Annotated in this window: 25 protein-coding genes and 1 tRNA gene; 6 read left to right on the forward strand and 20 right to left on the reverse strand. The window is 37.6% G+C overall.

Annotation, left to right across the window (positions count from 1 at the left end; translation table 11 throughout):
• The first annotated feature begins 74 nt into the window (after nucleotides 1-74).
• Complete coding sequence (locus tag P0Y49_11220; protein WEK21705.1) at nucleotides 75-563, forward strand: thioesterase family protein; 489 nt, start codon at nucleotides 75-77, stop codon at nucleotides 561-563.
• Here P0Y49_11220 and P0Y49_11225 read toward each other — a convergent pair.
• Nucleotides 560-934 (reverse strand): dihydroneopterin aldolase, encoded by a 375-nt coding sequence (locus P0Y49_11225; protein WEK21706.1) that lies wholly within the window; start codon nucleotides 932-934, stop codon nucleotides 560-562. The genes P0Y49_11220 and P0Y49_11225 overlap by 4 nt on opposite strands.
• 99 nt (nucleotides 935-1033) lie before the next feature.
• Here P0Y49_11225 and P0Y49_11230 point away from each other — a divergent pair, with 99 nt between their 5' ends.
• Both P0Y49_11230 and P0Y49_11235 read left to right on the forward strand, forming a co-directional pair.
• Nucleotides 1034-2224, forward strand: a complete 1191-nt coding sequence (locus P0Y49_11230) for an acyl-CoA dehydrogenase family protein (protein ID WEK21707.1) — start codon at nucleotides 1034-1036, stop codon at nucleotides 2222-2224.
• 4 nt (nucleotides 2225-2228) lie between these two features.
• Nucleotides 2229-2609: an SRPBCC domain-containing protein gene (locus tag P0Y49_11235; GenBank protein WEK21708.1), complete on the forward strand. Its 381-nt coding sequence runs from the start codon at nucleotides 2229-2231 to the stop codon at nucleotides 2607-2609.
• Nucleotides 2610-2655: 46 nt separating this feature from the next.
• Here the strand turns inward: P0Y49_11235 and lysA are convergent, their stop codons facing one another.
• Both lysA and P0Y49_11245 read right to left on the reverse strand, forming a co-directional pair.
• Nucleotides 2656-3810, reverse strand: coding sequence for a diaminopimelate decarboxylase (gene lysA / locus P0Y49_11240; protein WEK21709.1), 1155 nt, complete (start codon nucleotides 3808-3810; stop codon nucleotides 2656-2658).
• A gap of 192 nt (nucleotides 3811-4002) precedes the next feature.
• The gene (locus P0Y49_11245; GenBank protein ID WEK21710.1) at nucleotides 4003-5316 is read right to left on the reverse strand and encodes an aspartate kinase; all 1314 of its coding nucleotides are present in this window, start codon (nucleotides 5314-5316) and stop codon (nucleotides 4003-4005) included.
• 230 nt (nucleotides 5317-5546) lie between these two features.
• Here P0Y49_11245 and P0Y49_11250 point away from each other — a divergent pair, with 230 nt between their 5' ends.
• Entirely contained in the window at nucleotides 5547-7280 is a 1734-nt protein-coding gene (locus P0Y49_11250; GenBank protein ID WEK21711.1) for a phospho-sugar mutase, read from the forward strand.
• Nucleotides 7281-7291: 11 nt separating this feature from the next.
• Here the strand turns inward: P0Y49_11250 and P0Y49_11255 are convergent, their stop codons facing one another.
• The 7 genes from P0Y49_11255 to P0Y49_11285 all read right to left on the reverse strand — a co-directional run bounded on the left by P0Y49_11255 (nucleotide 7292) and on the right by P0Y49_11285 (nucleotide 15939).
• Nucleotides 7292-7732 (reverse strand): response regulator, encoded by a 441-nt coding sequence (locus tag P0Y49_11255; GenBank protein WEK21712.1) that lies wholly within the window; start codon nucleotides 7730-7732, stop codon nucleotides 7292-7294.
• A gap of 49 nt (nucleotides 7733-7781) precedes the next feature.
• Nucleotides 7782-8834 (reverse strand): ATP-binding protein, encoded by a 1053-nt coding sequence (locus tag P0Y49_11260; GenBank protein WEK21713.1) that lies wholly within the window; start codon nucleotides 8832-8834, stop codon nucleotides 7782-7784.
• A gap of 204 nt (nucleotides 8835-9038) precedes the next feature.
• Nucleotides 9039-10286 carry a glutamate-5-semialdehyde dehydrogenase gene (locus P0Y49_11265; protein ID WEK21791.1) on the reverse strand — a complete coding sequence of 416 codons (1248 nt, stop codon included), beginning with the start codon at nucleotides 10284-10286 and terminating at the stop codon, nucleotides 9039-9041.
• Between the two features lie 3 nt (nucleotides 10287-10289).
• Nucleotides 10290-11324 (reverse strand): glutamate 5-kinase, encoded by a 1035-nt coding sequence (proB, locus tag P0Y49_11270; GenBank protein WEK21714.1) that lies wholly within the window; start codon nucleotides 11322-11324, stop codon nucleotides 10290-10292.
• 107 nt (nucleotides 11325-11431) lie between these two features.
• Nucleotides 11432-11842, reverse strand: a complete 411-nt coding sequence (locus P0Y49_11275; protein WEK21715.1) for an OsmC family protein — start codon at nucleotides 11840-11842, stop codon at nucleotides 11432-11434.
• A 49-nt stretch (nucleotides 11843-11891) separates the two neighbouring features.
• The gene (locus tag P0Y49_11280) at nucleotides 11892-14336 is read right to left on the reverse strand and encodes an AsmA-like C-terminal region-containing protein (GenBank protein ID WEK21716.1); all 2445 of its coding nucleotides are present in this window, start codon (nucleotides 14334-14336) and stop codon (nucleotides 11892-11894) included.
• Between the two features lie 94 nt (nucleotides 14337-14430).
• Nucleotides 14431-15939, reverse strand: a complete 1509-nt coding sequence (locus tag P0Y49_11285; GenBank protein ID WEK21717.1) for a malate:quinone oxidoreductase — start codon at nucleotides 15937-15939, stop codon at nucleotides 14431-14433.
• A 255-nt stretch (nucleotides 15940-16194) separates the two neighbouring features.
• Here P0Y49_11285 and P0Y49_11290 point away from each other — a divergent pair, with 255 nt between their 5' ends.
• Together P0Y49_11290 and P0Y49_11295 are read left to right on the forward strand one after the other, a co-directional pair.
• On the forward strand, nucleotides 16195-16686 hold the full coding sequence (locus P0Y49_11290; protein ID WEK21718.1) for a GNAT family N-acetyltransferase: 492 nt from the start codon (nucleotides 16195-16197) through the stop codon (nucleotides 16684-16686).
• Between the two features lie 212 nt (nucleotides 16687-16898).
• Nucleotides 16899-16971, forward strand: a tRNA-Thr gene (locus P0Y49_11295).
• A 129-nt stretch (nucleotides 16972-17100) separates the two neighbouring features.
• Here the strand turns inward: P0Y49_11295 and P0Y49_11300 are convergent.
• From P0Y49_11300 to P0Y49_11345, 10 genes are all read right to left on the reverse strand, one after another.
• Nucleotides 17101-18018, reverse strand: coding sequence for an urea transporter (locus P0Y49_11300; GenBank protein WEK21719.1), 918 nt, complete (start codon nucleotides 18016-18018; stop codon nucleotides 17101-17103).
• Nucleotides 18019-18053: 35 nt separating this feature from the next.
• Complete coding sequence (locus tag P0Y49_11305; GenBank protein ID WEK21720.1) at nucleotides 18054-18752, reverse strand: hypothetical protein; 699 nt, start codon at nucleotides 18750-18752, stop codon at nucleotides 18054-18056.
• A 9-nt stretch (nucleotides 18753-18761) separates the two neighbouring features.
• On the reverse strand, nucleotides 18762-19532 hold the full coding sequence (locus P0Y49_11310) for an urease accessory protein UreD (GenBank protein ID WEK21721.1): 771 nt from the start codon (nucleotides 19530-19532) through the stop codon (nucleotides 18762-18764).
• 28 nt (nucleotides 19533-19560) lie between these two features.
• Complete coding sequence (ureG, locus tag P0Y49_11315) at nucleotides 19561-20199, reverse strand: urease accessory protein UreG (protein WEK21722.1); 639 nt, start codon at nucleotides 20197-20199, stop codon at nucleotides 19561-19563.
• An 11-nt stretch (nucleotides 20200-20210) separates the two neighbouring features.
• Nucleotides 20211-20900, reverse strand: a complete 690-nt coding sequence (locus tag P0Y49_11320) for an urease accessory protein UreF (GenBank protein ID WEK21723.1) — start codon at nucleotides 20898-20900, stop codon at nucleotides 20211-20213.
• Nucleotides 20901-20902: 2 nt separating this feature from the next.
• Nucleotides 20903-21406 (reverse strand): urease accessory protein UreE, encoded by a 504-nt coding sequence (gene ureE / locus P0Y49_11325; protein ID WEK21724.1) that lies wholly within the window; start codon nucleotides 21404-21406, stop codon nucleotides 20903-20905.
• Nucleotides 21407-21519: 113 nt separating this feature from the next.
• A complete protein-coding gene (gene ureC, locus P0Y49_11330; protein ID WEK21725.1) occupies nucleotides 21520-23238 on the reverse strand; it encodes an urease subunit alpha in 1719 nt (572 codons plus the stop codon).
• Nucleotides 23235-23603, reverse strand: coding sequence for an urease subunit beta (gene ureB / locus P0Y49_11335; GenBank protein WEK21726.1), 369 nt, complete (start codon nucleotides 23601-23603; stop codon nucleotides 23235-23237). The genes ureC and ureB overlap by 4 nt, the downstream gene beginning before the upstream one ends.
• A gap of 16 nt (nucleotides 23604-23619) precedes the next feature.
• A complete protein-coding gene (gene ureA / locus P0Y49_11340) occupies nucleotides 23620-23922 on the reverse strand; it encodes an urease subunit gamma (GenBank protein WEK21727.1) in 303 nt (100 codons plus the stop codon).
• 262 nt (nucleotides 23923-24184) lie between these two features.
• Nucleotides 24185-25462 (reverse strand): Rid family detoxifying hydrolase, encoded by a 1278-nt coding sequence (locus P0Y49_11345; protein WEK21728.1) that lies wholly within the window; start codon nucleotides 25460-25462, stop codon nucleotides 24185-24187.
• Nucleotides 25463-25676 lie beyond the last annotated feature (214 nt).

Genomic DNA, 25676 nt, shown 5'->3' on the forward strand with positions numbered 1-25676 from the left:
CCTATTTTAAGATTTTTAAATTTTCAGTTATATATGTAATTCCTTATTCAACTCTTATACCAACCCTATTTATTATGATATTTAAGACATTTTGGCGCAATAAAAACAAAAAGCAAGACAAAAAGACAGAAACAATCAATCCTTTAGACAGTTTTAAGTATAAAACCGCAATAGAAACTCGTTTTGCAGATTTTGATATGTTGGGCCATGTAAACAATGCAGTATATTTTACTTACCTGGAAATAGCCAGAGCAAAGTACTGGAACCAGGCGATACAGTGGGACTGGAAAAAAACCGGGGTAGTAATAGCCCAAGCTTCACTGGACTATATTTTACCTGTTTTTATAGAAGATAAGATCAGCATGTACGTGCGAACATCTAAAATTGGAAATAGCAGCTTCGACTTAGAATATATATTGGTAAAGCTGATACAAGACAAGGAAGAAATATGTAACCGCGGAAAAACCACTTGCGTGGCTTTTGATTATGCAACTAAACGCTCTTTCCCTATACCACAAGAAGAAAGAGAAAGGATGATTACTTTTGAGCAATTACAGTTTTAAGAAGCTTTATAACTCAACTGTACAAATGAGTGCCCTACTTCGCCGGGCATGGGCGGATTTAACTTTCTGATGCCCACAGTAGCGGTTAAGACAAATGGATAAGCATCAAGGATACGATCTATTACATTTTTGATTACCGTTTCCAGCATTTTCTGAGTTTTAGCCATTTCCGCTAATATAATGGTATTTAATACTTCATAATTTACGGTGTGCTGTAAATTTTCAGTATCACCAAAACGAGTAAATTCCACTACAGCATCAACCATAAAATAAATACCAGTCAACTGCTCTTCCGGATAATAGCCATGTAAAGCAAAACATTTAACATCTTTAAGTGCAACTGTCTGAATATAATTACGATCTTGGGGCATTAGGCAAAATTAATTTTTTATAAGGTATTAACCGCCCATACTTTGAAATTAGTACCTTTGAACGGACGGCTGATTGATAAACCAAATATAGCGTAAACAATGAACAAATCTGCGAAAAAAGATCTTTACGAAGCCCCTGATTACTACTTAATAGACGAACTACTATCTGAAGAGCATAAGCTAATCCGTTCTACTGCCAGAGATTGGGTAAAAAAAGAAGTAAGTCCGATTATTGAAGATTATGCACAAAAAGCTGAGTTTCCTAAGCATATTATTAATGGATTGGGAGAAATCGGTGCCTTTGGTCCTACTATTCCGGTCGAATATGGTGGTGCTGGTTTAGATTATATAGCTTATGGCATATTGATGCAGGAAATTGAACGTGGAGACTCTGGCATCAGATCAACAGCTTCCGTGCAAGGATCATTGGTTATGTACCCTATATTTACTTATGGCACGGAAGAGCAACGTCGTAAATACCTACCAAAACTCGCGACAGGCGAACTGATGGGCTGTTTTGGTTTAACTGAACCCGACCATGGTTCGAACCCAGGTGGAATGGTGACCAATATTAAAGATAAGGGTGATCATTACTTGCTGAATGGTGCAAAAATGTGGATCTCTAATGCTCCTTTTGCTGATATCGCTGTGGTATGGGCAAAGGATGAGTCGGGTAAGATAAGAGGAATGATCGTAGAACGCGGCATGGAAGGTTTTACAACCCCCGAAACACATGGTAAATGGAGCTTAAGAGCTTCGGCTACCGGCGAACTGGTGTTTGACAATGTGAAGGTTCCGAAAGAGAACATCTTCCCCAACATTACCGGATTAAAAGGTCCGCTAGGTTGCTTAAACCAGGCACGCTACGGTATAGCATGGGGTGCTTTAGGTGCAGCAATGGATTGCTACGATACTGCTTTACGATATTCAAAAGAACGCATTCAATTCGGGAAACCTATTGGTGGTTTTCAGTTACAGCAAAAAAAGCTGGCAGAGATGATCACTGAAATTACAAAAGGTCAGCTTTTGGTATGGCGACTTGGCGTGCTTAAGGGTGAAAACAGAGCTTCTTCGGAACAAATATCAATGGCAAAAAGAAACAGCGTTGAAATTGCATTGGATGTAGCCAGAAACGCCAGACAAATGCTGGGCGGCATGGGCATAACCGGCGAGTACTCAATTATGCGCCATATGATGAACTTAGAATCAGTAGTAACCTACGAGGGTACACACGATATACACTTACTAATAACCGGAATGGACATAACCGGATTAAATGCGTTTAAATAGATTAATGAAGAATTTTAAAAAATATTATCAGATCCCTGCTTCTCCGGAAGAAGTATATCTCGCGATGACCAAAGCACAAAGCATTAAATTGTGGACCGGCGCTGAGGTTGAATTTACTGAGGAACCGGGGACCGAATTCTCTTTTTGGGATGGCGATATTGTGGGTAAGAATATCGAATTTGAATATGGAAAGAAAATCGTGCAACAGTGGTATTTTGGAGAAGATAGTGAACCTTCAATAGTAACCATTAAATTGCATGAAGATAAGAAAGGAACGTCCCTGGAGTTTGTACAAACCAATATACCAGATGAGGACTTTGAAGACTTTACCGAAGGTTTAGATGAGTATTACCTGGGGGGCTTACTTGATTTCTTTGATGAATAAAGTAATAAAAAAGGGGCATTTCTTAATTGAAATGCCCCTTTTTTATTTAAGCCTCTTCGCTATAAACTGATCTGATTTCATCGCGCAGGTTATATTTTGAAGCCATTACTTCTCCATAAGCACCAGCACTTCTAATGGCATACAAATCACCCCTAAAAGTTTCCGGTTGCTCTACCTCTTTTCCAAAACAGTCCGTGCTTTCGCAAATCGGCCCTACAATATCATACTTTAAAGCAGTTTTATTGCCACGGGTTAAGTTTTCAATTTTATGGTACGCTTGATATAGAGCAGGACGCATCAATTCAGTCATACCCGCATCCAATATCACAAAGTTCTTTTGCTTACCATTCTTTACATATAGAACTCTGCTAATCAAGGATGCACATTGACCAACTACAGCCCTTCCCAGTTCAAAATGAACTTCCTGTGTAGGTTTTATATCCAGAAATTCCGAAAATATCTTGAAGTAGCTATTAAAATCTGGAATCTGATGATCTGGATTGTGGTAGTCAATACCTAAGCCACCGCCTACATTTAACACCTTTACGGTAAACCCTCTTTCTTCGAACCATAGGGCAAACTCGTTTACACGCACACAAAGGTTTTTATAGACATCCAGATTCGTGATCTGAGAGCCAATATGAAAATGTATACCCACAAACTCAATATTTGCAGAAGCTCTTAAGGTTTCGGCGCATTGTGGCAAATCCCATGAATTTACACCAAACTTATTCTCATCTAAACCTGTGGTAATGTTATGGTGGGTGTGCGCATCAACATTCGGATTGATACGGATGGCTACCCTCGCAACTTTACCTTTTTTTGCGGCCAGCTCATTAATCACTTCCAGCTCCTGAACAGATTCTACATTGAAACAGAATATATCCTGGTCTAAAGCATGGTTAATTTCCTTGTCCGACTTACCAACACCTGCGAAAACAACCTGGTCTTTACTAAAGCCAACTTCGATAGCCTTATTTACTTCTCCACCACTAACACAATCGGCACCAAAACCAACAGCCTTAATCTTTTGCAAAACAATTGGGTTGAAATTTGCCTTCATCGCATAGTGCACATGAAAATTGTATAACTTCGCGGCGTCTGCGCAGGTGCTTAAAGTATCCTGTAACAGTCCCAAATCGTAATAATAGAAAGGTGTTTCTATGTTTGCGAAGCGTGATATATCTTTATTAGAAAACATAATGTTTAAATATCTTGTTATATTTTTTGTAGTTGTACTTGGCTTAATTTACATCGGCAACAATATAGATCTTAGAAATCATAAGATCAGCAAAAAAGAGTATGACAGAAGAATCAGATTCTTCATCATACTCATCTTTATATTTATTGGTATCCTGGTATGGATAAAAAAAAGATAGCCCCCTGCCTCTTTTTATTCAAACAACCTGTTATGTAAACTTTTTAAAGCCTCAGTTTTATCAGCAGTATTGATCAATAACGAAATGTTATAATTACTTCCGCCATAAGAAATCATTCTTAGTGGAATGTGTTTGATAGAATCCAATACACGAGATGCAAAGCCATGCTTCTCCGCACTGAAATCACCAACAACGCAAACAATAGATTGATCCGTATCAATTTCCACAGAACCAAAGTCATGCAGTTCTTCAACAATCTTCTCCAGATTATCTGTAAAGTCAATCGTTAATGATACTGCTACTTCAGAAGTAGTAATCATATCTATTGGTGTTTTATATCTTTCAAAAATTTCAAATACCTTTCTTAAAAAGCCATAAGCCAATAACATGCGGCTCGATTGAATTTTAATAGCAGTAATTCCATCTTTTGCAGCTATAGATTTGATTTTTCCTTTTTCACTTTCTGCAGAAATTAATGTTCCGGCAGCCTGTGGCTCCATGGTATTGAGTAACCTAACCGGAATTTTATACTTCTGTGCTGGGAAAACTGATTGCGGGTGCAGAATTTTAGCGCCGAAATACGCTAACTCAGCAGCCTCATCAAACGAAAGTTGTGCAATTGGTTTGGTCCCTTTTACAATCCTTGGATCATTATTATGCATCCCATCAATATCTGTCCAGATCTGAACTTCTTCAGCTAAAATTGCCGCACCAATTAACGATGCAGTATAATCGCTACCCCCGCGACGCAGGTTGTCTACCTCGCCAAAGCTATTTCTGCAGATAAATCCCTGAGTAATAAACAGCTTATTACCTTTATGCTGGTCCAATATCGGTTGCAAATGTTTAGTCGCATAAGGTACATCAGGTTCGTTATCCTCATCAATTTTCATAAAATCTAATGCAGGAAGCAATACAGATGGTACTCCAATTGATTTTAAATAAATATGATATAAGGTAGTGGACAACAATTCACCTTGCGCCAATACCACCTTCTCTTCAACCGGGGTAAAGATGTCATTAGCCAAAGTGCTTAAAAAGTTGAAATGATAATCTACAACTTCCTGTCCATGCTCACGAAATTCACCTTCGGTTAAAAGCTCAATTACAAACTCATTATATTTTTGGTGTAATGCGTTAATTAAGCTTAACGCAACCTGTTTATCTTCCTTTAAAAGTTTGGCTGAAATCTCTACTAAACTATTGGTAGTACCGGACACGGCCGACAATACGACAATTTGTTCTTCTGCTGGATTAATAATATCCAACAATTTTTTCATGCGCTCAGGGCTTCCTACAGAAGTGCCTCCAAACTTTAATACTTTCATAATTCTTTGTTGTTGTTAATAATTTTGAAACCCCAGGGCCAGGCCTAATTGTCTCATTTTCGGTTTATTTAATTTTTATAGGTTAAAAGCTGCATAAATAGCTATATTTATTTGCCTCAAGTATTTTAATTTTAACCAAAATGGTCATATACTTGTAATTGGGCGTGAATTTAAATAAAACGCACATAATAAAGGCAAAATAGACAAAATAAAATTTGGAAGGACAATATATGCAGTTAGAACAAGCTACTTTAGGCACAATAAACGAATGGCTTAACGGTAATTACGATAAAAATACCAAAGGAGAGATACAGGACCTTTTAGATAAGGAAGCTTACACTGAACTTACAGACTCTTTTTACAGAAGTCTTGAGTTTGGAACCGGAGGATTGAGAGGGATAATGGGTCCGGGTTCTAACAGGATCAACAAGTACACAATAGGGACTGCAACTCAGGGTTTGTCTAATTACCTGAACAATAAATACCCTGGAGAAAAAATTAAAGTAGCGATAGCGCACGACAGCCGCAACAACTCTGACTATTTTGCTAAGATTACTGCTGATGTATTCTCGGCAAATGGCATCCATGTTTATTTCTTTTCGGCCTTAAGACCTACTCCTGAATTGTCCTTTGCTATCCGTCATTTAGGTTGCAAAAGTGGCGTAATGCTTACCGCTTCTCACAATCCTAAAGAATACAATGGCTATAAAGCTTATGGCGCTGATGGTGGACAGTTTACTTCACCAGACGACAGCATGGTAATGGATGAAGTAGCAAAAATCAAAAGCATTGACACTGTTAAGTTTGACCGTATAGATAGCAATATTGAACTGATTGGTGAAGAAATTGACCAGCTTTATCTGGATAAAATAACCGCATTATCTGTTTCACCAGAAGCAATTTCCCGCCAAAAGGATCTTAAAATAGTTTACTCTCCTATCCACGGAACAGGAATTACCCTTGTTCCTAAAGCATTGGCACAATTTGGCTTTACCAATTTAACGATTGTTGAAGAGCAAAGTAAACCAGACGGAAATTTCCCTACAGTGGTTTACCCTAATCCCGAGGAAAAGGAAGCATTAACACTGGCTTTGAAGAAAGCGCAGGATATTGATGCAGACCTGGTACTGGCTACCGATCCGGATGCAGACCGTGTAGGTATAGCCGTTAAAAATAAGGATGGGGAATTTGTGTTGTTAAATGGAAATCAAACCGGCAGTCTACTTATCAATTATTTGTTAACTGCATGGCAGGAAAAAGGAAAACTTACTGGAAACGAATACATTGTAAAAACCATTGTAACTTCTAATTTAATAGAAGCCATTGCAGAAGCTAAAAACGTTACTTACTACAATACCTTAACCGGCTTTAAATGGATTGGCCAGATTATGACCCAATTAGAAGGTAAGAAAACCTTTATAGGCGGTGGCGAGGAAAGTTATGGCTACCTGATTGGTGATTTAGTGAGAGATAAAGACGCAGTAGTTTCCTGTGCTTTTATTGCCGAAATGACCGCCTTCTATAAAGATAAAGGCAGCAGTCTATATGATGCATTATTGAATATGTATATAGAATACGGTCTATATAAAGAAGAGCTGGTATCTATCACTAAAAAAGGTAAGACCGGTGCTGAGGATATTAAAGCTATGATGGAGAAGTTTAGAAATAATCCTCCTGCAACTTTAGGTGGTTCGAAAATTGAAACGCTGAAAGATTATGAGCTTGGTGTGCAGACAGATTTAAAGTCCAATGTAAAAACTGAGTTGGAACTACCTAAATCTGATGTATTACAGTTTATAACTGAAGACGGAAGTATTGTTTCAGCAAGACCTTCCGGAACTGAACCTAAGATTAAGTTCTATTGCAGTGTAAATGCAGCATTAAAAGATAAAGCAAGCTTTAAAGAAACAGATACCAGACTTGGCGAAAAAATTAAAGCTGTAATGAGTGATCTTGAGGTTTAATTACCTCAGGATCATTCCTCATCCGCTACTTCAAAATATTTATCCGCAATCTTAGCGAAAGCCTCTATGTTTAGAGGCTTATGTAAATATGTAGCAATCTCTTCAACACTTGCAGCGTGTTGCTCATCATCAGGATTAAGCGAAGTGGTAAGCATAACGACCACAATTCTGGCTTTATGTTTTTCGTCTAATTTTTTATATTCGGCAATAAAGTCCCAACCATTCATACCGGGCATATTGATGTCTAAAAATATGATGCCGGCCTTTGGCGCATGTTCCATATTTTCATATTTACCCGAATAAGTTAAATAATCCAATGCTTCTTTTGCAGAGGAAATCTCCTTCACATCTACATCTATCTTAGCATTTTCCACGATCCTCCGATGGATGAAATTTGTAGAAATATCATCATCAACTAACAATACACAGTCAAGATCTTTATATCTTTTCATTAATATACTTTTCTTTTATCCTTATCAATTTCTATGTCTTTCTTTAATCTTATACCCTTAGCGTGAAGCTGAAGGTACTTCCTTCATTTAAAATAGACTCAACAAAAATTCTACCCCCATGCAATTCAACGATCTTCTTGCAATGAGACAGTCCAATGCCATAGCCTTCGTAATCGGCCACGTTATGTAAACGCTGAAACATAACAAACACCTTCTCCTTATAGCGTTCTTCAATACCGATCCCATTATCTTTAAATTCAAAATGCCAGAAATTATCATGAGCAACTACTGAGATGTCAATTTGGGGCAACACATTCGGCTTTTTGAATTTCAAGGAGTTACTTAAAAGATTTTGAAAAAGTTGTCTTAATGCTGTTTCAAAACCATAAACAATAGGAAGACCTTCATAGGTGATTTTAGCTCCCGCAGCCGTTATACTACTAAACAAATCATTCTGCAAACTATCCATTAGCGTATTACAATCCACAAGTGTTTTAACTTGTTGTCCACCTAATCTTGCATAATCAAGTAAGCCCTTGATCAGATTTCTCATTCTTTCTGTAGAACGATCTATAAACTGCAGATATAACCTTGCATTGTCATCAAAAACGTCTTTATACTCGTCCTTAAACAACTCAACGAAGTTTTTAACAGTAAGTAAGGGTTCCTGTAAATCATGAGAGGCGATATATACAAATTGCTCCAGCTCCTTATTTTTGATTTCCAGCTCACGGGCATATTCTTCCGTAGTTTTTTCCAGATGGCGTTTAGCAGTAAGATCTCTGATAAACTTAGAATAGCCTACTACCTCATTTTTATCGCCATAAATTGCAGAAATCGTAACAAAGGCCCAAAACAGCTCACCACCTTTTCTTAATCGCCAACCTTCATGTTGAGCCCTACCGCGTAGCCTGGCTTCTTCAATAAGTAATTCAGGTAATTTGTTCCTCCTACTCTCCTCATTATAGAATACACTAAAGTTTTGCCCGATAATTTCCTCGGCTGCATATCCTTTAATCTTCTCCGCTTCTTTATTCCAATTCTCAACATTTCCATGCCTGTCTAAAAAGAGAATAGCATAATCATCTATTACTTCAAGCATTCTAAGTAGGCTGTCTGATCTCAAGTACTTGTAATTTATATGTGGTGGAATACTATACAAGCATTTTCAAAATTCAAGCCAAAGAAACTAAGCTGAATGCAATTAAATCAAGGTATTTTAGTGTTGCAACACCAAATTTCCCCGATGCATTATTTCCCCAAAAAGGGGAATTACAGCACACACATACAACTGTAAATAAGCGGATTAGCGAACCTGACCTGCACCCCTGACTACCCATTTCTCGGTAACCAGTTTTTCGAGTGCAAAAGGACCACGAGCGTGGAGCTTTTGAGTAGAGATACCAATTTCGGCTCCAAGACCAAATACTTGTCCATCAGTAAACCTTGTTGAGGCATTTAAATAAACCACCGCCGCATCAACTTCATTTAGGAAACGCTCAGCTTTAGCATGGTCTTCCGTTACAATGGCTTCAGAATGTTTTGATGAGAAATTAGCAATATGTGCCAGAGCTTCATCTATATGATCCACTACCTTCACAGAACATTTAAAGTCAAGGAACTCCCTTCCAAAATCTTCCGGTGCAGCTTTATTAATCTTAGGATAGTTCAGCTGCTTCAGAATTGGAAAAGAACGTTCATCTGCAAACATTTCTACATTATACTCCGATAACAAAGGTGCTATCAGATTTAAAAATGGCTCAGCAACAGCACTATCTACCACAATGGTGTCTAAAGCATTGCATACCGACGGTCTGGATACTTTAGCATTTACTACAATATCAGCAGCTTCAGCAAGCTTTGCAGTCTTTTCTATATAAGTATGGCAAACCCCTGCTCCTGTTTCTATCACAGGAACCAATGCGTTTTTACGTACAAATTCTATCAACTGATTTGACCCGCGTGGAATAATCACGTCAATATATTTTTCGGCTTGTAAAATATCCAAAATATACTTCCTATCCGCTGGAAGTTGTTGTACCACATGCTTATCCAGTCCATGCTCAGTTAAAACTCGCTGAATTAAAGAAACGATAAATAAATTGGTATGATAAGCATCTTGTCCACCTCGCAATAAACATACATTTCCAGATCTGATACATAAAGCAGCAACATCGATAGTTACGTTTGGTCGCGACTCGTATATTACCCCTACAACACCAATTGGAACGGTTTTCTTTTGGATAAAAAGTCCATTTGTCAATGTATTTTCTGAAAGCACCCTATTAGTAGGGTCATCAAGGCTTGCCACATCATTAAGGCTTGATGCAAGCGCTAATATCCGGGCTTCATTCAACAACAGGCGATCCCATTTGGGGTCTGATACAGGCATTTTCTCCAAATCTTTTAGATTTTCAGCAATGATTTCCGCAGACTGTGCTTTGATCAGCTTAGCTAAATCATTGATTAGGTCTTGTTTTCCTTTATCACTCAGCGAAGAAATAGATTGCTGAGCTTTTTTCGCATTAATTAACTGTTGTTGAATTGATTCCATCATTTACAATATTACAATATCGCTCGCATTTGCGATTTCCAGATTATGTTGTTTTGAGTCTTTAACTATGGCTTCGGATGAAGTTTTAGCACGGGCAACTGCAATGATATTATCCTTAGCATCCGTGATTTCAAAGATCTCTCCGTCACTAAATTTCTCTATAACAGAAAGTACACCTACCGCAAGTAAACTTTTACGATTTCTGATGGCTTCGCAGGCACCATCATCAACCATGATGCGACCGGTAACTAAGCTACCGCTAGCCAGCCATTTATTTCGGGCCGAAATGCTGCAATCCTTAGGAATACAAACCGTACCTGTTTCTTCCTTAACAGCCTTATTTATGCCATCGGGTGTACGGACTCCGAATATGACCACCTTAATCCCCATAGCCGAGGCCAGATGTGCAAAGGTCAATTTAGAGATCATTCCCCCTAAACCTAAATCTGATTTGTTTTTGTCTGCAAGCGAAAATATATCGTTGTTTATGCTTTCGATTCTATCAATCACCTTACCTTCTCTGTCCAGTACTCCAGGAACTGAAGTCCCTAATAAAATTACTGAAGCACCAAAACCGACACCTAATAAAGTAGCAAGCTCATCATTATCCGAGAACTTTAACTCCAGGCTGCTCACTACATCATTTTCATTGGCAATAGGGATCACATCATTCTTCCATAACTCTTCATAGGTTTCCTTTAACTGCAAAAATTGCTTTCTGTTAGAGAAGTGCTGGCGCTCGCAAAGACTTTGGGCTATGGATATGCCGTATGGTAAAAAATGCTTAGCGTAAATATTCAATAATAAAGGGTTACCGATTGAAGCTGCGGCTTTACGCTCAGAGATCTTTCCTTTATAGTTTTTGATGTATTTTTTGCCGGCACCCACTGCGCCAGACGAAACAAGTATCAGCCGGTAATCTTTAGCAACATCTGCTACCTGACGCGCAACATCTGCAATTACCAATTCATCAAGCTCTCCTTTTGTAGTGGTTATGGAGGCGGTGCCTAATTTCAAAACAAGTATTGGCTTGTTCATTGTGGTTCGGGTTATAAATCTGTAATGAAAACCCGAAAATAGACAAAAATCCTCCTATCTATGAAATAAACAGGAGGATAATTGATCGATTTTATAGAAAATATTGACTAAACTAAAGAAGCTTCCAGTGTAATGTCAACATTATAAGCTTTACTTACCGGACAAGTAGCTTTTGCACCCGCTGCAATTTCCTGAAACTGAGCATCCGTGATACCTGGTATACTTGCTTTAAGCACAAGGCTGGAACTTTTAATTACACCATTATCAAGGGTAACTGTACTTGTGGTTTCCAAAGTACCCGGTGTAAAACCGGCTTCAGTTAAATCAAGACTTAACTTCATTGTAAAACAGCCTGCATGTGCTGCTGCCATAAGCTCTTCAGGATTGGTACCAATGCCATCGGCAAACCTGCTATTGAAAGAATATTGTGTCTGATCAAGTACTTTGCTGGCAGTAGTAATATGACCGGAGCCTTCTTTGATTGTGCCATTCCAAACGGCAGTTGCATTACGTTTCATAAGATTACTTTATTTGGGGTTATACATTAACATACTCAAATATAAGTCTTTACTTGCTCGCTTTCCGGTTTCTGTTCAGTTTAATTTTAATCTTCCCATCCTCACCATCCGTAGCTAACAAATGTAAAACTATACCCTTCATTCGCCTTGCTTTTTTTTCAGCCGCATCGGTAATATCTGCATCTTTTTTAGGATTTCGAAGCGGTACATCTAACGCTATATTTGTGCCTGTAGACAAGGAGTAAACTCCGGCAACATCCATATTTAACAAACTGGAATTGATTTCCATAGGGTTAATGGTGATCTTTTGTCCGCGTATATCAAATTTGCCATTCAGGTTATCAAATGTAATATTATTCAGATCTCTAAAAGGAAAAGCAAATTTCCCGACATTAATGATGGGATCAAAGTTAAGCAGTGCTCCCTTTTTAAGGTCAAACAGGAGACTCCCCATCATAGAACTTGTTACCAACTTTCCCTGATCTGTAATGCCCCCCGAAATATTGGTTTTAGAAAACAAATAACCCTTTAAGTTTTTTGAAGTAAGTGTTTTCATACCAAAATTATCAAAGGAATAAAAGAAATGTTGAATGTCTACATTGCTTAAAATAGTATTCACGGTAAATCTGTTTAAGCCTCCTTTCTGGCTAACATTCCCATTGAGTTTAAGTGAACCACCGGCATGTTTTAAGCTTACATTTTTAATGGCTATACCGGATTCAGAAAGCTGAAGATCTGCAATGGCATTTGTCGCCAAAAACTTGTTGTAATAAACTTTATCTACGTTTAAGTGCATATTCACATTACTTTTCTCGAATACCGTATTTAAATCCTCCGAAATGGTAGTTTGTTTCGCTTGTTTACTTCTTGCTTTCGCAGCCTGACTTCTACTCCCCAGAAAACCTAAAAATTCAGCCAAATGTATTTGTGGACTGCGGATCTTCCAGGTTAGTAAAATCTTTTCCGGTGCAGTATAATATAGATTTAGAAAATTACGTACCACACCATCCATTAAAACAACACTTTTGCCACTCTGCAGACGAATGTTCTTTATAAAAAGGTCATTATTCGCAAAATTCAGCAGAATAGCCGTATTGTTAAAACTAAGCTTCCTGGGCACATAATTAACATCTGCATTTTTGATAGCTATTGATCCTGAAACCAATGGCTTTGCCAGTTGAAAATTCACAATATCAGCAGTATAAGTCAGGTTTACGTTTGCAGTTCCCTTCCCAAATTTTAAAGTCTCCTGCCCTACTATATTGTTTAATTTTGCAATTTCAAACTGTGATGTAAACTTACCTCTGGCAATGGGCTTTTCAAGATTATTGATAAATACAGTATCCATTAAAAATGGTATCTCTTTATAGCTGCCTTTAAACTGGTAAAGTTTAATGATAGAATTTTCATCACCTAAACCTTTTCCATTTACATAGTTATTGGTAAATGTTCCATTAAAATTACAGTCATCAACAACTCCACCTGGAGTAGTCAATACATTATCCCTGACTAGGACGGCTACATCGATCAGCGGGTCGCCCCCTGCCCCCATATTTCCTTTCAAGGTACACTTGGCGTGAATAGGCTTATCCAGATTAAACATATTGAGCTTCATCGTTATATTTGGAGCAAGAAGTCCCGCAGCGCTTTTCCAAAGAATATTTGGAGCCTCAATATTTATCGTGAAATCCGTATTTTCTTTTGAAGTATCAAATCTGCCACCAATGATAAACAGATCATTACCAATATTCAACTTATTAGGCGCCACATCAACAATATGTGTATCAGTATCAGCATCATAACTAATCTTAAATGGTCCTTCCAGCAACTTGTCTTTTATAAAACTTCCACGACTTGTATTAAAAGTTAAACTTTTTGCAAGCGTTTTCAATCTAACATCAGCTTTCCAGCCACCAGATAAAGGATAGTCCATTTTCCCTTTCAACTCATCTATTACAAAATGAAAAAGTTTATGTCCTCTTTTATTGTCAACTACAAAATCTACGTTATTTAATATGATGTGTCTGATTTTAGCAGGAACCGATCCTTTTTCTGCCGGTTTATCTTGTTGTTTCTTATTTTTAAAGACAGCTGTATTGCTATAACCATTGCTATCTGTAAATAAGTAAATAGTAGAGTTGTTAATACCTATTTTTTCAATATCAATATCACCTCTTAAAAGCCCTAACACATTTACTGAAACATCAAAATCTTTTGCCTCCAACAGGTTGTGCTTGTGCCTATCCCAGAGACTATCTTTAAGAATTACATTTTTAAGGCTTAATGATACACCTGGAAAACCTTTAAGAAAAGAAGAATTCATACCCCCAATAGTCAGGGTACCATTAAGGTTTTTGTTAAGTTGCTCCGTAACTGTAGTTAGCAACTTTTTTTGATTAGCATTTACATAAGTCGCCAGACCAACGTAAATAAGGAAGACCAGTGCTACAAAGATTGCGAAGACTTTAAGCGTTATTTTAGACCAACGGGGCATATGCACTTTATTAAAGAGTTAGCATTTCTCTTAAATATACAACAAAAAAGGCTACCCTGTTATGGGATAGCCTTTCTTTATCATTTGAGTTTAACTAATTTAATCCATAACTCAATCCAAGCGCATGCGTTGTTTGTGCTCTGATGTTGTCTGTTAGTTGCGAATTACCATTTAATGATTCGCCGTAAGAAGGGACCATCTGTTTAAGCTTTTGCTGCCACCCAGGTGTATTGATTTGGTCAGGGAAGCAACGTTCCAATAAGGAGATCATAATGGAAACCGCTGTTGAAGCACCTGGAGAAGCACCTAGAAGTGCAGCAATGGAGCCATCAGCGGCAGTTACCACTTCGGTACCAAATTCAAGGATACCACCGTGCTTCTCATCTTTTTTAATTACCTGTACACGTTGACCTGCAGTTTCCAATTCCCAGTCTTCCATTTTTGCAGCCGGGAAATACTCTCTTAATGCAATCATACGATCCTCAGGTGACTGACGAACCTGATTGATCAGGTATTTGGTTAATGGTAAATTATCTAATCCAGCTGATATCATTGGACGGATATTATTCGCTTTAATAGATAAAGGAAGGTCTAGTAATGAACCATTTTTTAAGAAACGGGTTGAGAAACCTGCATATGGTCCAAAAAGCAATGCCTTTTTTCCATCAATCATCCTGGTGTCTAAATGCGGTACAGACATCGGAGGTGCACCTACCGAAGCTTTCCCATATACTTTTGCATGGTGCTGTTCAATAATTTCAGGGTTTACACATTTAAGCCATTGACCACTTACCGGGAAACCACCAAAACCATTACCTTCCGGGATACCGGCTTTTTCAAGCAACGGCAAAGAACCACCACCAGCACCTATAAACACAAATTTTGCTTTTACTACTCTTTTTTGTCCCGTAGCCTCATCCTTAACCTTTACTTCCCATAAGCCATTTTTCTGCTTAAGTTTTTTCACATCGTGATGAAAATGAAGTTTTACATCTGGTTTCGCTTGTAATTTATTGAACATCATTCTGGTCAGCGCGCCAAAATTAACATCCGTTCCCAGCTCCATTTTTGTTGCAGCAACTTTATCAGAAGGGCTACGATCCTTCATCACCAAAGGCATCCATTCCGCAAGTTGCTTCGCATCTTCAGAATAGACCATACCTTTAAACAAATCACTTTCCTGTAATTTTTCAAAACGTTTCTGTAAAAAATCAACGTTTTTTTCACCCCATACAAAACTCACATGTGGGATACTTTTAATAAATGTTTCAGGTTTATCTACCAATTTGCTTTTCACAAGAAAAGACCAAAACTGCTTGGAAACCTCAAATGATTCTGCGATAGAAACAGCTTTTTTAGTATCAACAGATCCATCAGCCGATTGCGGGGTATAATTCAATTCACAAAAGGCCGAATGACCAGTGCCTGCATTGTTCCAGGCGTCTGAACTTTCAGCGGCTGCAACATCTAATCTTTCAAAAATTTCGATAGTGATATCCGACTGAAGTTCCTTGAGTAACATACCTAAAGTAGCACTCATTATACCTGCCCCAATCAGCACAACATCCACAGTTTTTTCCGGATTACTATTTTTTCGAGTCATTTATTTGAAATTTTCCGCAAAAGTACAACACAAAATTATATTTTGCACGCGTTTTTGAAATATAATGTCAGTTTTTTTACCCTATTATTAAATTTAATCAGCTAGTTTTAAAATAAGTAGACTCTAAATTTCATTTTTTACATAATTATGATTTTAGTAAGCCTATTTTTACTTAATAAATCAGACTTTATTTAATTTATTTCCACAAAAGCAAACAATGCAATTAAACAGGGATATACACATCAATCATTAACTATGAGCAGCACCATCAAAATCTATCAAATTAACAACAAATACAGTGAGCAAATCATAAACCTGATTTTACCTATTCAACAAATTGAATTTAATGTCCCTGTAACTTTAGAAGATCAACCCGATCTGCTAAATATTGAGTCATTTTATCAACAAGGCGGTGGCAATTTCTGGGGTGCAAAATACAATGATGAATTGGTAGGCACTATTGCATTGATCAATACGGGTCATAAAGCTTGTGCATTGCGAAAAATGTTCGTTAAAAAGGAATTTAGAGGGAATGAATTCGGTATTGCTCAATTATTGCTTGATAAATTCATCCAATTTTGCCGCGACAACGACATTACAGATATTTATCTTGGAACAGTGGATATATTAAAAGCCGCATGTCGCTTTTATGAAAAAAACGGCTTTACGGAAATTAAGATGGCCAGCCTTCCTGAATACTTCCCAAGAATGGCAGCCGATAATAAGTTCTATCACCTTGCTTTCTGAGCAGCGATCAGCAGAAACGGGAGCCGTCTGGAATGAAGTGCCAGTGTCGGACGTCATTATCGTAGATATATTATATATAAAAAGTTTCTGAAGCCAATTCATTAATAGCTAGAAAATTAAAAGCCAAAGCCATAATTATCCAGAAAAACTTCTAAAAAATAATTTGCGGGGAAATAATAAAGTTATAGATTTGCGGCCTCAAACAATTAAAAGCCTCCTTAGCTCAGCTGGTAGAGCAACTGACTTGTAATCAGTAGGTCATTGGTTCGATTCCGATAGGAGGCTCTTTAATTTCCTAAATAAATGTTGAATTCTTCAACAAAATCAAAATCTAAAAGGTTATAGATCAAGTCTTGTGCATGGCTGAATTGCGAAATAGTAAGGTGCCTAATCCGAATACTTGCAGTTTATATTTCATTTTTGTTTTTTGCTTAGAATAATTTGATTTAGTTTTATAATTTTTGATTCTATGTATGTGAGTAATCCCCGAATAGGTAGTACAACCCACATGGCCACCACAAAAGGGAAGGTTAGTGTGGTCCATCCATAATGAACCATTAACATATCAAATAGGGTTGCCACTACTACTGATATGAATACGAAAACCCCGTCCCTTGGTTTGGGTCCACTGAAAGCGATTCCACATAATACAGCATTAAAAGAATACATTCCACTATTGATCATGTCTAGCGGTCCTTTTCCAAAATGTGAAATGGCTACACTGATCGTAGTCGCCACAAAAGCATATAATGCAGCAATTGGAGAATTTATATATACGCCTAAAAGAAAAATAAGACCAGCAACTTCACTTCCCTGAAAAAGAACTTGTCCAAAGGCATGCCCCTGAACAAAAAAGTCTGTGAGCTCCTCAAACTTTATGATGTCTACAACATTTTCAGGTATCGATTTTTCTGCAATTTCAAATATATTTAATACCATCAGCGCAATACCAACTATTAATATGAAAGGGAATGTAAAAACTGGAATTTTGTATCGAATGGAGAGTTCCATTAATAAGGTTGACAAAATGCAACCGATAAAAATGGTTAATAATACAATTGAATTCAGTTGGAAATAGAATGCTAAGGCGATGCCCGTCAGTGTCGCATTGAATCCATATATTCCATTTTCAATGTTTAATTCTCTGAATTTTAACAACTTTGCTGTAAGCGTTCCTATGATGTTGCTAATCAGTGCAATACCAGCCATCAAAAATGAATCATAACAAATTGCCAATAAAAACAATAATCCTGTCCACGCATTTCTTTGGAGCATCACTTGACCAAAACCTCGTAATATACTTTGCACTCCTAATTTTATCGATGTATACATTTTATTTTTATATTTAATTTATAAATCTTTTTGGATTACCATCCTAAAAACACCATTCCTATACCGCAAATTGTTACAACTACACCGCCTATTGCATGTACAAAACGTTCTAGTTTATCCGCTTTGAAGAAAGAGTAACCATAGATTCCAAGAAAAACCATACCGACCATCGTTAAAATCGTACTGATGGTAAATACACCAATCAAGACGACCACCTCACTGATGGATCTATTTACTCCTGAATAAAATAACAATGGTACTAGTGGCTCACTAGGACCCATTACGAAAATAGCGAACAACACCAGTGGTGTAACTTTTACCCGCTTATTCTGCATCACAGGTTCTCCATGCTGATGCTCAAATACATATACATCTTCGCCCATGACATCAAAATGCTTATGCGGTTTGTTTAGATAAGCTTGCCTTAAACCATATAGTAAATACAATAATCCAAAGCCGAGTAATGCCCAACTCGATACATTTGCTCGGATATCTTGAAACCACGTAATTCGATTTAATTGCCAACCTAAAAATACACCAAAGAGCCCCAAAAGAACCGAACTTAAAATATGGCCAAAGCCACATATAACGGTAAGTGAGATAGTTTTAGGCATGCTCCATTTTCGAGAACGTGAAAGCACTATGAAGGGCAAATAGTGATCTGGCCCAGACGCTGTATGGAAAAAGCTAATCGTAATCGCTGTAATGGATAGGGTCAATAGTGTTGATGTCATGTTATTTAATTAATTGTTTCTAAAACTACGTTTCCAGAGATGGTGCTGTACTTGCTTAAAAAAATCAAATAATTGCTCGGCTCCATTGCCAAGAATTCGAATAACGAAGCCATAATGCTGTATATCACTAATTCCAAAAGTTACATCTTCAAGCTTTTCCATTTCATCATGAAAATGTTCGATAAGCTCTAATACCTTTTCTTTTTTTGTATTTATAAAAATTAAAGTACCTTGATGAGTGAAGCCTTCTAGCATTCCGAGTGACTCCAAAGGCATTAAGGCCGGCTTTAACAATACATTGTCTTTCAAAAGCAAACGATTGTCATGATAGACTTCAATTATATTTTGAAAATGACTGTATTGAAATGATTCCCCATAATGTTTTCGTCCACAGGTGATGATTTCACTCATCAATAAATCACAGCCGTACTCCATACGAACTTTATTAATACTCTTAAAGTTTGAATTTTCGTGAGGAACTATCGGATGAGGTACATAAGAAAATGAACTGTTTTTTGCTAATTGGATTTCCATCAGTTGAGATGCACTACCATCCATATTATAGAGACGTTGATAGGATTGGGATTGTAATTGAAGGCGTGCATTTTCTTTAACTTCTATTTGTATATCATACATGTCACCATTTAATATACCTGGAGACGAACTCATGATCATTAAATATGAAAAATAATCTGATCTGTTTTGACCTACAGGCACTATCCGAAAGGGTTGAGTCACATAAGAATCCCTCAAAAAGGATCTTCCATTTCTTTCTTCCACTGCGATTTTGAGTGAACATACCATTGGGTTATCGGATTAAGTTTGGTTCTTCAACATCTTCTAAAAGGGCGTACTTCTTGATCCAACCAATTATTTCATCCAGTCCTTCCATCGCAAGAAGGTTTGAAAACAAAAATGGTGCACCATTACGCATACGCCTTGCATCATTTTCCATCACTTCTAAACTGGCGCATACATAAGGTGCCAAATCAATTTTATTAATTAAAAGTAAATCTGAGCGAGTAATGCCTGGACCTCCTTTACGTGGAATTTTTTCACCTTCGGCAACATCAATGACAAAAATGGTTACATCAGCAAGATCTGGACTGAAGGTGGCAGAAAGATTATCGCCTCCGCTTTCAATAAGGATTAATTCGATATCAGGAAAGCGTGTTACCAATTCATCTACAGCTTCTAGGTTCATGCTGGCATCTTCACGAATAGCAGTATGCGGACAACCACCTGTTTCGACTCCGATAATTTTTTCTTTCGGTAAAAGACTATTTTTGATCATGAATTCAGCATCTTCTTTGGTATAAATGTCATTCGTAATCACGCCAATATTGTAATCATTTAACATTCTGCGACTTAAACGCTCTAGTAAGGCCGTTTTTCCTGAACCTACTGGACCAGCAACGCCGATTTTTATATATTTTCTTGGTTCCATTTTTTAATAAATCATGACATGTAAAGTCTTGAATATAGACGTTCATGTTGCATGCATCGAATATCAAAAGCGATATTGCACAAGCCAACAAGTTCTCTATTTATGAATGCAGTTTCTTTCGTTAATTGTGTGATGACAGGTTGCAATTGAAATAAAATATCCTGTCCATCAAGTTGCCCCAAAGGGACTAACTTTACTGAATTGGTAATCATTCCAATAGCAGCATTATAATAAAAAGCGAACAAAGTTTCCTGAATTGGTATGCCTAAAAGTTGTCCATACATCCCAAAGGCAATGCAATAATGTATAGTTGCCACATTGTCAAGAATAGCTTTTTCATATTCCTTGACTATTTTAAATTCAACTTGTCGCCGAAAAATCTTAATTAATCGTAAACCCAGTTTCTGACTGGCTTGTCTGATTTCTCGCGGACTTTTCAATGCGGTACATTCTTGATCGAGTTTTATAATTTCCTGTATATCATCCGCTTCAGTTGCTTCATAAGCTAATTTTACAAAGGATGCATCGTTATACTTCAAGTTGTACGTCAGCATATTCTCCACAAAAAGTTTTGCTGAAGCTATACTGTTTACCTTTCCGTTTTGTATGTAGCTTTCTAATCCATTAGAATGAGAATAGCCTCCAATAGGAAGGGTCGGGTCTGCTAAATGAAGTAGGCTTCCTAAATAGTTTGTTTCCATATTTAATCGTTTGATGAGGCTAGGTTTATGATTTTGGTAAATAGAGAGGTACTACCATGTCCGTGTGGTGCAACGTTTGATTTTAGAAGGTTGAGTAATTGTACGATCCGCTTTTCCGGATGATACCCACTGGCTTCTAACCACCTAAACATGGGTTGCTCAAAAGGCATCATTATTTTATCCTCTTGGATGAAGAGGGGTAAATGTTTATTCCCTATTTCATAGCAAATAGTTCCCATTTCCAGTAAAGAGGAAGGAGTCATCACAATGGCTTCACAGGGTTTAACATGCACGATAATAGCTTTTTGTTCGTCTTGATAAACAATATCACCTTCATGAAGACGATCTCCCTCACGCATAAACCTGATGGCGATATCTGTACCACCTTTGCTTATTCTTCTTTGAATACGCTTTGTGGCTTCGAACCATTCCATCTCCAAGACATCTCTCTCCAATCCATCGATGGGATGAGTTGACTCATTTCCAATTATTCCATGTACGATCATTTTGTGTCTTTTCTAAGAGATATATTTTTAGATACACCCATGCCCAAGGTAAGAACCATTAACTCCGGACAATAAACAAGGAGTTAATTTTATTAGATTGATGGTCTCTCCTATTAAAACAAGAAATAACGTTGTGCTAATGCTACTTCACTAGCAGGTTCACAGGTAATAACCTCACCTTCTATACTAACTTGATAGTTTTCTGGATTAACCATTATTTCAGGAGTACCTGTATTGTTGATCATATCCTTTTTACCAATGTTTCGGCATCCGAAAACTGGCAATAATGTTTTTTCTAAACCATATTCTTCTTTTATACCTTTCTCTAAAGAGATTTTTGAAACAAAAATAAATGCTGACGCTGTTAATGCTTTGCCGTAATTAGCAAACATATTGCGCATAATGATGGGTTGAGGTGTAGGGATGGATGCATTTGCATCACCCATTTTGCTAGCCATAATCAACCCTGATTTAACAATTACTTCCGGTTTTGCACCGAATAATGCAGGTTTCCAAAGTACTAAATCAGCATATTTACCTACTTCAACTGAACCAACATAAGATGAGATTCCATGGGCAATCGCAGGATTTATAGTATATTTTGCAACATATCGACGAGCCCGGAAGTTGTCATTGTCAAGTTTGTCGTCTTCCGCCAAAGAACCTCTTTGTTTCTTCATTTTATCCGCTGTCTGCCAAGTACGGGTGATGACTTCCCCAACACGTCCCATAGCTTGTGAATCTGAACTCATGATGCTAAATACGCCCATGTCTTGTAGTACATCTTCAGCTGCAATGGTTTCGGGTCGGATTCTTGAATCAGCGAATGCCACATCTTCAGGAATATCCTTGCTTAAATGGTGACAAACCATCAGCATGTCTAGGTGCTCATCAATGGTGTTTATAGTATAAGGACGAGTTGGGTTTGTTGATGCTGGAAGTACATTGGGGTACATTGCCGCTTTAATAATATCTGGAGCATGACCACCGCCAGCTCCTTCAGTGTGAAAAGTATGGATCACACGACCTGCAATAGCTTTCATTGTGTCTTCTAGGAAACCTCCTTCGTTTAAGGTATCTGTATGGATAGCCACTTGTACATCATACTTGTCGGCTACGTTTAATGATGCATCAATCACTGATGGAGTAGCACCCCAATCCTCATGGATTTTTACACCCAAAGCTCCTGCTTCAATTTGTTCTTCAATTGGTCTTTCTTCCGCAACATTTCCCTTTCCGAAAAAACCAACATTAACTGGAAATTCCTCCGCTGCCTGCAGCATTCTTTTTATATTCCATTTTCCGGCGGTCACCGTTGTCGCGAAGCTTCCATCAGCTGGCCCCGTTCCTCCACCAATCATAGTGGTAACACCACTATACAAAGCTGTCTCCATTTGTGTTGGACTGATAAAGTGAATGTGTGTATCAATACCCCCAGCAGTCAAAATTTGCCCAGCACCTCCATGCACTTCCGTTGATGCACCTATAATCATATTAGGAGTAATGCCATCTGTGATATCTGGATTCCCTGCTCGTCCAATGCCTACAATTTTACCATCTTTAATGCCCACATCCGCTTTAACAACTCCCCAGTGATCAATAATGATAACTCCAGTTATTACCAAATCTAATACATCGGCCTCTAATGCGGTAGAAGACTGGCACATCCCGTCCCGTATGGTTTTTCCACCCCCAAATTTACTTTCGTCTCCATGAGATAAATAATCCTTTTCAACTTCAACTATGATTTCGGTATCACCGAGACGAATTTTATCTCCAACAGTAGGACCAAAAATATTGGCATAATTCCTTTTACTTACATTTAAACTCATGATATAATGTTTTTAAATTGATCCTCAGCTAATTTATCCATTGCTACCTGCTTCTTTTCTGCAAGAGCGCCATTTACTAAGTCATTATGTCCAAAAATACGTTTGCTACCTGCGTATTCAGTCAGTTCCACTTCTTTGATTTCTCCTGGCTCAAAACGTACTGCTGTAGTGGAAATGATGTTTAAGTGCATTCCATAAGCTTTTTCACGGTCAAAGGACATTTGTCTGTTCACTTCAAAAAAGTGATAATGAGAGCCTACTTGAATAGGGCGATCTCCTTCGTTGATGACCTTTATTTTGATTGTTTTGCGACCTTCATTACAAATGATATTACCATCTTTTATAAAAAATTCTCCTGGTATCATGGTTATGCTTTTTAAATTAACGAATGGGGTTATGAACTGTTACTAATTTTGTTCCGTCTGGAAAAGTTGCCTCGACTTGAACGTCATGAATCATCTCAGGTATACCTTCCATCACGTCTTCTCGACAAAGTAGGGTAGCACCGAATTGCATTAAGTCGGCAACAGTTCGTCCATCACGAGCACCCTCTAGCAGTTCACTACTAATAAGAGCAATGCTTTCCGGATAGTTTAATTTAAGACCACGGGCCTTTCTGCTTTTAGCTAATTCGCCAGCGACATGCAACATTAGCTTTTCTGTTTCTCTTGGTACCAGGTGCATAATTGAAAAATTTGGTGATAAGAATTTCTTCTAATAAGTTAATTTTTATATAGCATTTAAACGCTTGAGAGTTGGATTTTGTTCTAAATAATTAACTCTCATTAAATGAAGAATATAGAGGTGTGAAGAGTAGGATTGCGATTACATTGTCTAGTCCTGAAATCCTGTATCCCGATTTCAGGACTGGACAATATGTAATTTCGCATTCACTGTCGGCATTAACAAGTAACTTTGATATCCTGTATTTACAAACAAATGCCTGTTACGCTTTTGGAGGTGTTCCTTCAGCGTTTGCTACAACTACATCGATTTGGATTAAAGCATCTTTAGGTAAAGCTGATACGCCAACTGTTCTTCGTGCAGGAACACCGCCAGGGAAGAATGTTTTGTAAACTTGATCTACAGCATCAATATCTGTAATGTTTTTAAGGAAGATATTTACCTTAACCACCTCCTCCATAACGTGATTGATACTTTCTACAATTGCTTTGATATTTTTCAAGCACTGTTCGGTCTGCTCTTTTATTGCAGTACCTACTAATTCCCCAGTTTTTGGGTCGATAGGTAATTGAGCTGAAAGATGATTGTAATGAGAAAATGCTACAGTTTGTGTAGACAGATTACACTTTGGAGCATTTTCAGTGTTTTTTGCCCATATAACGATTCCGTGTCTGTGTTCAATAGCTTGTGGAGGCGTTCCATCTCCATGTGATACCACTGCTTCAATTTGTACAAAAGCATCCATAGGTAAAGCTGATACTGCAATTGTTGTACGCGCAGGGACATATTTTACTGTTCTGGCAATAGCCGAGTCTGGGAAAAATGTTGAATAAACTTCGTTTACGGCTTCAATATCTGAGAGGTTTTTAAGGAAGATATTAATTTTAACAATATCGTCAAAAGGAACGTCGATACTTTCTAAAATTGCCTTAATATTTTTTAAGCACTGTGCAGCCTGTTCTTTTACTCCGCCATCGACCAATTTACCAGATTTTGGATCGATAGGTAATTGGGCTGAAAGATTATTGTAATGAGAAAAAGCTACAGTTTGCATAGACAGAGGACTTATTGGCGCATTTACCGTGTTATTTGTAAGCTTTATAAGGTCTCCTGATTGTGGTGCGTTTGGAATTGTACCTTCACCGTGTGAAACAAGTGCTTCAATTTGTACCAAAGCATCCATAGATAAAGCTGCAACTGCGACTGTTGTCCTTGTAGGAACATAGGTTGGGAAAGAAGTTTTATAAACCTCGTCTACAGCGTCAATATCTTTGATATTCTTAACGAACACCGTGATTCTAACAATGTCGCTCATAACATGGTCGATGCTGTCTACAATTGCCTTGATATTTTTAAAGCACTGTTCAGCCTGCTCTTTTATACCGCCAGCTATCAATTTACCGGTTTTGGGGTCGATGGGTAATTGAGCTGAAAGATTATTGTAATGAGAGAAAGCTACAGTTTGTGAATATGGACCGATACCTTTTGGAGCATTTTCCGTATTTCTTGCTAATAATGAATTTATTTTATTTGAACTCATTTTGTCTATATATTTAACTAGTTAATAATTTGAGTAATTTTTGGTATATCATCTAACCAAAGTGTACTTTTAATCCATAAAAAACTAGCACACTCCCGTTTATAGAATTGGTTATTTTTTTTGCGTTTTAAAGAGCAATTCTTGGATTATTTTTTGCCTTGCAAATGATGTAATCTGATTTTCTTTTTCTGGGTGTTTCTCTTTTGATTTTTTC

This window comes from Candidatus Pedobacter colombiensis (assembly GCA_029202485.1).
GTDB classification, from domain to species: Bacteria; Bacteroidota; Bacteroidia; order Sphingobacteriales; family Sphingobacteriaceae; genus Pedobacter; species Pedobacter colombiensis.

Bases quoted from the DNA above. Each gene is read 5' to 3' on its own strand.
- P0Y49_11220 (WEK21705.1), top strand. From the start codon at position 75: ATGATATTTAAGACATTTTGGCGCAATAAAAACAAAAAGCAAGACAAA.
- P0Y49_11225 (WEK21706.1), bottom strand. From the start codon at position 934: ATGCCCCAAGATCGTAATTATATTCAGACAGTTGCACTTAAAGATGTT.
- P0Y49_11230 (WEK21707.1), top strand. From the start codon at position 1,034: ATGAACAAATCTGCGAAAAAAGATCTTTACGAAGCCCCTGATTACTAC.
- P0Y49_11235 (WEK21708.1), top strand. From the start codon at position 2,229: ATGAAGAATTTTAAAAAATATTATCAGATCCCTGCTTCTCCGGAAGAA.
- lysA (WEK21709.1), bottom strand. From the start codon at position 3,810: ATGTTTTCTAATAAAGATATATCACGCTTCGCAAACATAGAAACACCT.
- P0Y49_11245 (WEK21710.1), bottom strand. From the start codon at position 5,316: ATGAAAGTATTAAAGTTTGGAGGCACTTCTGTAGGAAGCCCTGAGCGC.
- P0Y49_11250 (WEK21711.1), top strand. From the start codon at position 5,547: ATGCAGTTAGAACAAGCTACTTTAGGCACAATAAACGAATGGCTTAAC.
- P0Y49_11255 (WEK21712.1), bottom strand. From the start codon at position 7,732: ATGAAAAGATATAAAGATCTTGACTGTGTATTGTTAGTTGATGATGAT.
- P0Y49_11260 (WEK21713.1), bottom strand. From the start codon at position 8,834: ATGCTTGAAGTAATAGATGATTATGCTATTCTCTTTTTAGACAGGCAT.
- P0Y49_11265 (WEK21791.1), bottom strand. From the start codon at position 10,286: ATGGAATCAATTCAACAACAGTTAATTAATGCGAAAAAAGCTCAGCAA.
- proB (WEK21714.1), bottom strand. From the start codon at position 11,324: ATGAACAAGCCAATACTTGTTTTGAAATTAGGCACCGCCTCCATAACC.
- P0Y49_11275 (WEK21715.1), bottom strand. From the start codon at position 11,842: ATGAAACGTAATGCAACTGCCGTTTGGAATGGCACAATCAAAGAAGGC.
- P0Y49_11280 (WEK21716.1), bottom strand. From the start codon at position 14,336: ATGCCCCGTTGGTCTAAAATAACGCTTAAAGTCTTCGCAATCTTTGTA.
- P0Y49_11285 (WEK21717.1), bottom strand. From the start codon at position 15,939: ATGACTCGAAAAAATAGTAATCCGGAAAAAACTGTGGATGTTGTGCTG.
- P0Y49_11290 (WEK21718.1), top strand. From the start codon at position 16,195: ATGAGCAGCACCATCAAAATCTATCAAATTAACAACAAATACAGTGAG.
- P0Y49_11300 (WEK21719.1), bottom strand. From the start codon at position 18,018: ATGTATACATCGATAAAATTAGGAGTGCAAAGTATATTACGAGGTTTT.
- P0Y49_11305 (WEK21720.1), bottom strand. From the start codon at position 18,752: ATGACATCAACACTATTGACCCTATCCATTACAGCGATTACGATTAGC.
- ureG (WEK21722.1), bottom strand. From the start codon at position 20,199: ATGGAACCAAGAAAATATATAAAAATCGGCGTTGCTGGTCCAGTAGGT.
- P0Y49_11320 (WEK21723.1), bottom strand. From the start codon at position 20,900: ATGGAAACAAACTATTTAGGAAGCCTACTTCATTTAGCAGACCCGACC.
- ureE (WEK21724.1), bottom strand. From the start codon at position 21,406: ATGATCGTACATGGAATAATTGGAAATGAGTCAACTCATCCCATCGAT.
- ureC (WEK21725.1), bottom strand. From the start codon at position 23,238: ATGAGTTTAAATGTAAGTAAAAGGAATTATGCCAATATTTTTGGTCCT.
- ureB (WEK21726.1), bottom strand. From the start codon at position 23,603: ATGATACCAGGAGAATTTTTTATAAAAGATGGTAATATCATTTGTAAT.
- ureA (WEK21727.1), bottom strand. From the start codon at position 23,922: ATGCACCTGGTACCAAGAGAAACAGAAAAGCTAATGTTGCATGTCGCT.
- P0Y49_11345 (WEK21728.1), bottom strand. From the start codon at position 25,462: ATGAGTTCAAATAAAATAAATTCATTATTAGCAAGAAATACGGAAAAT.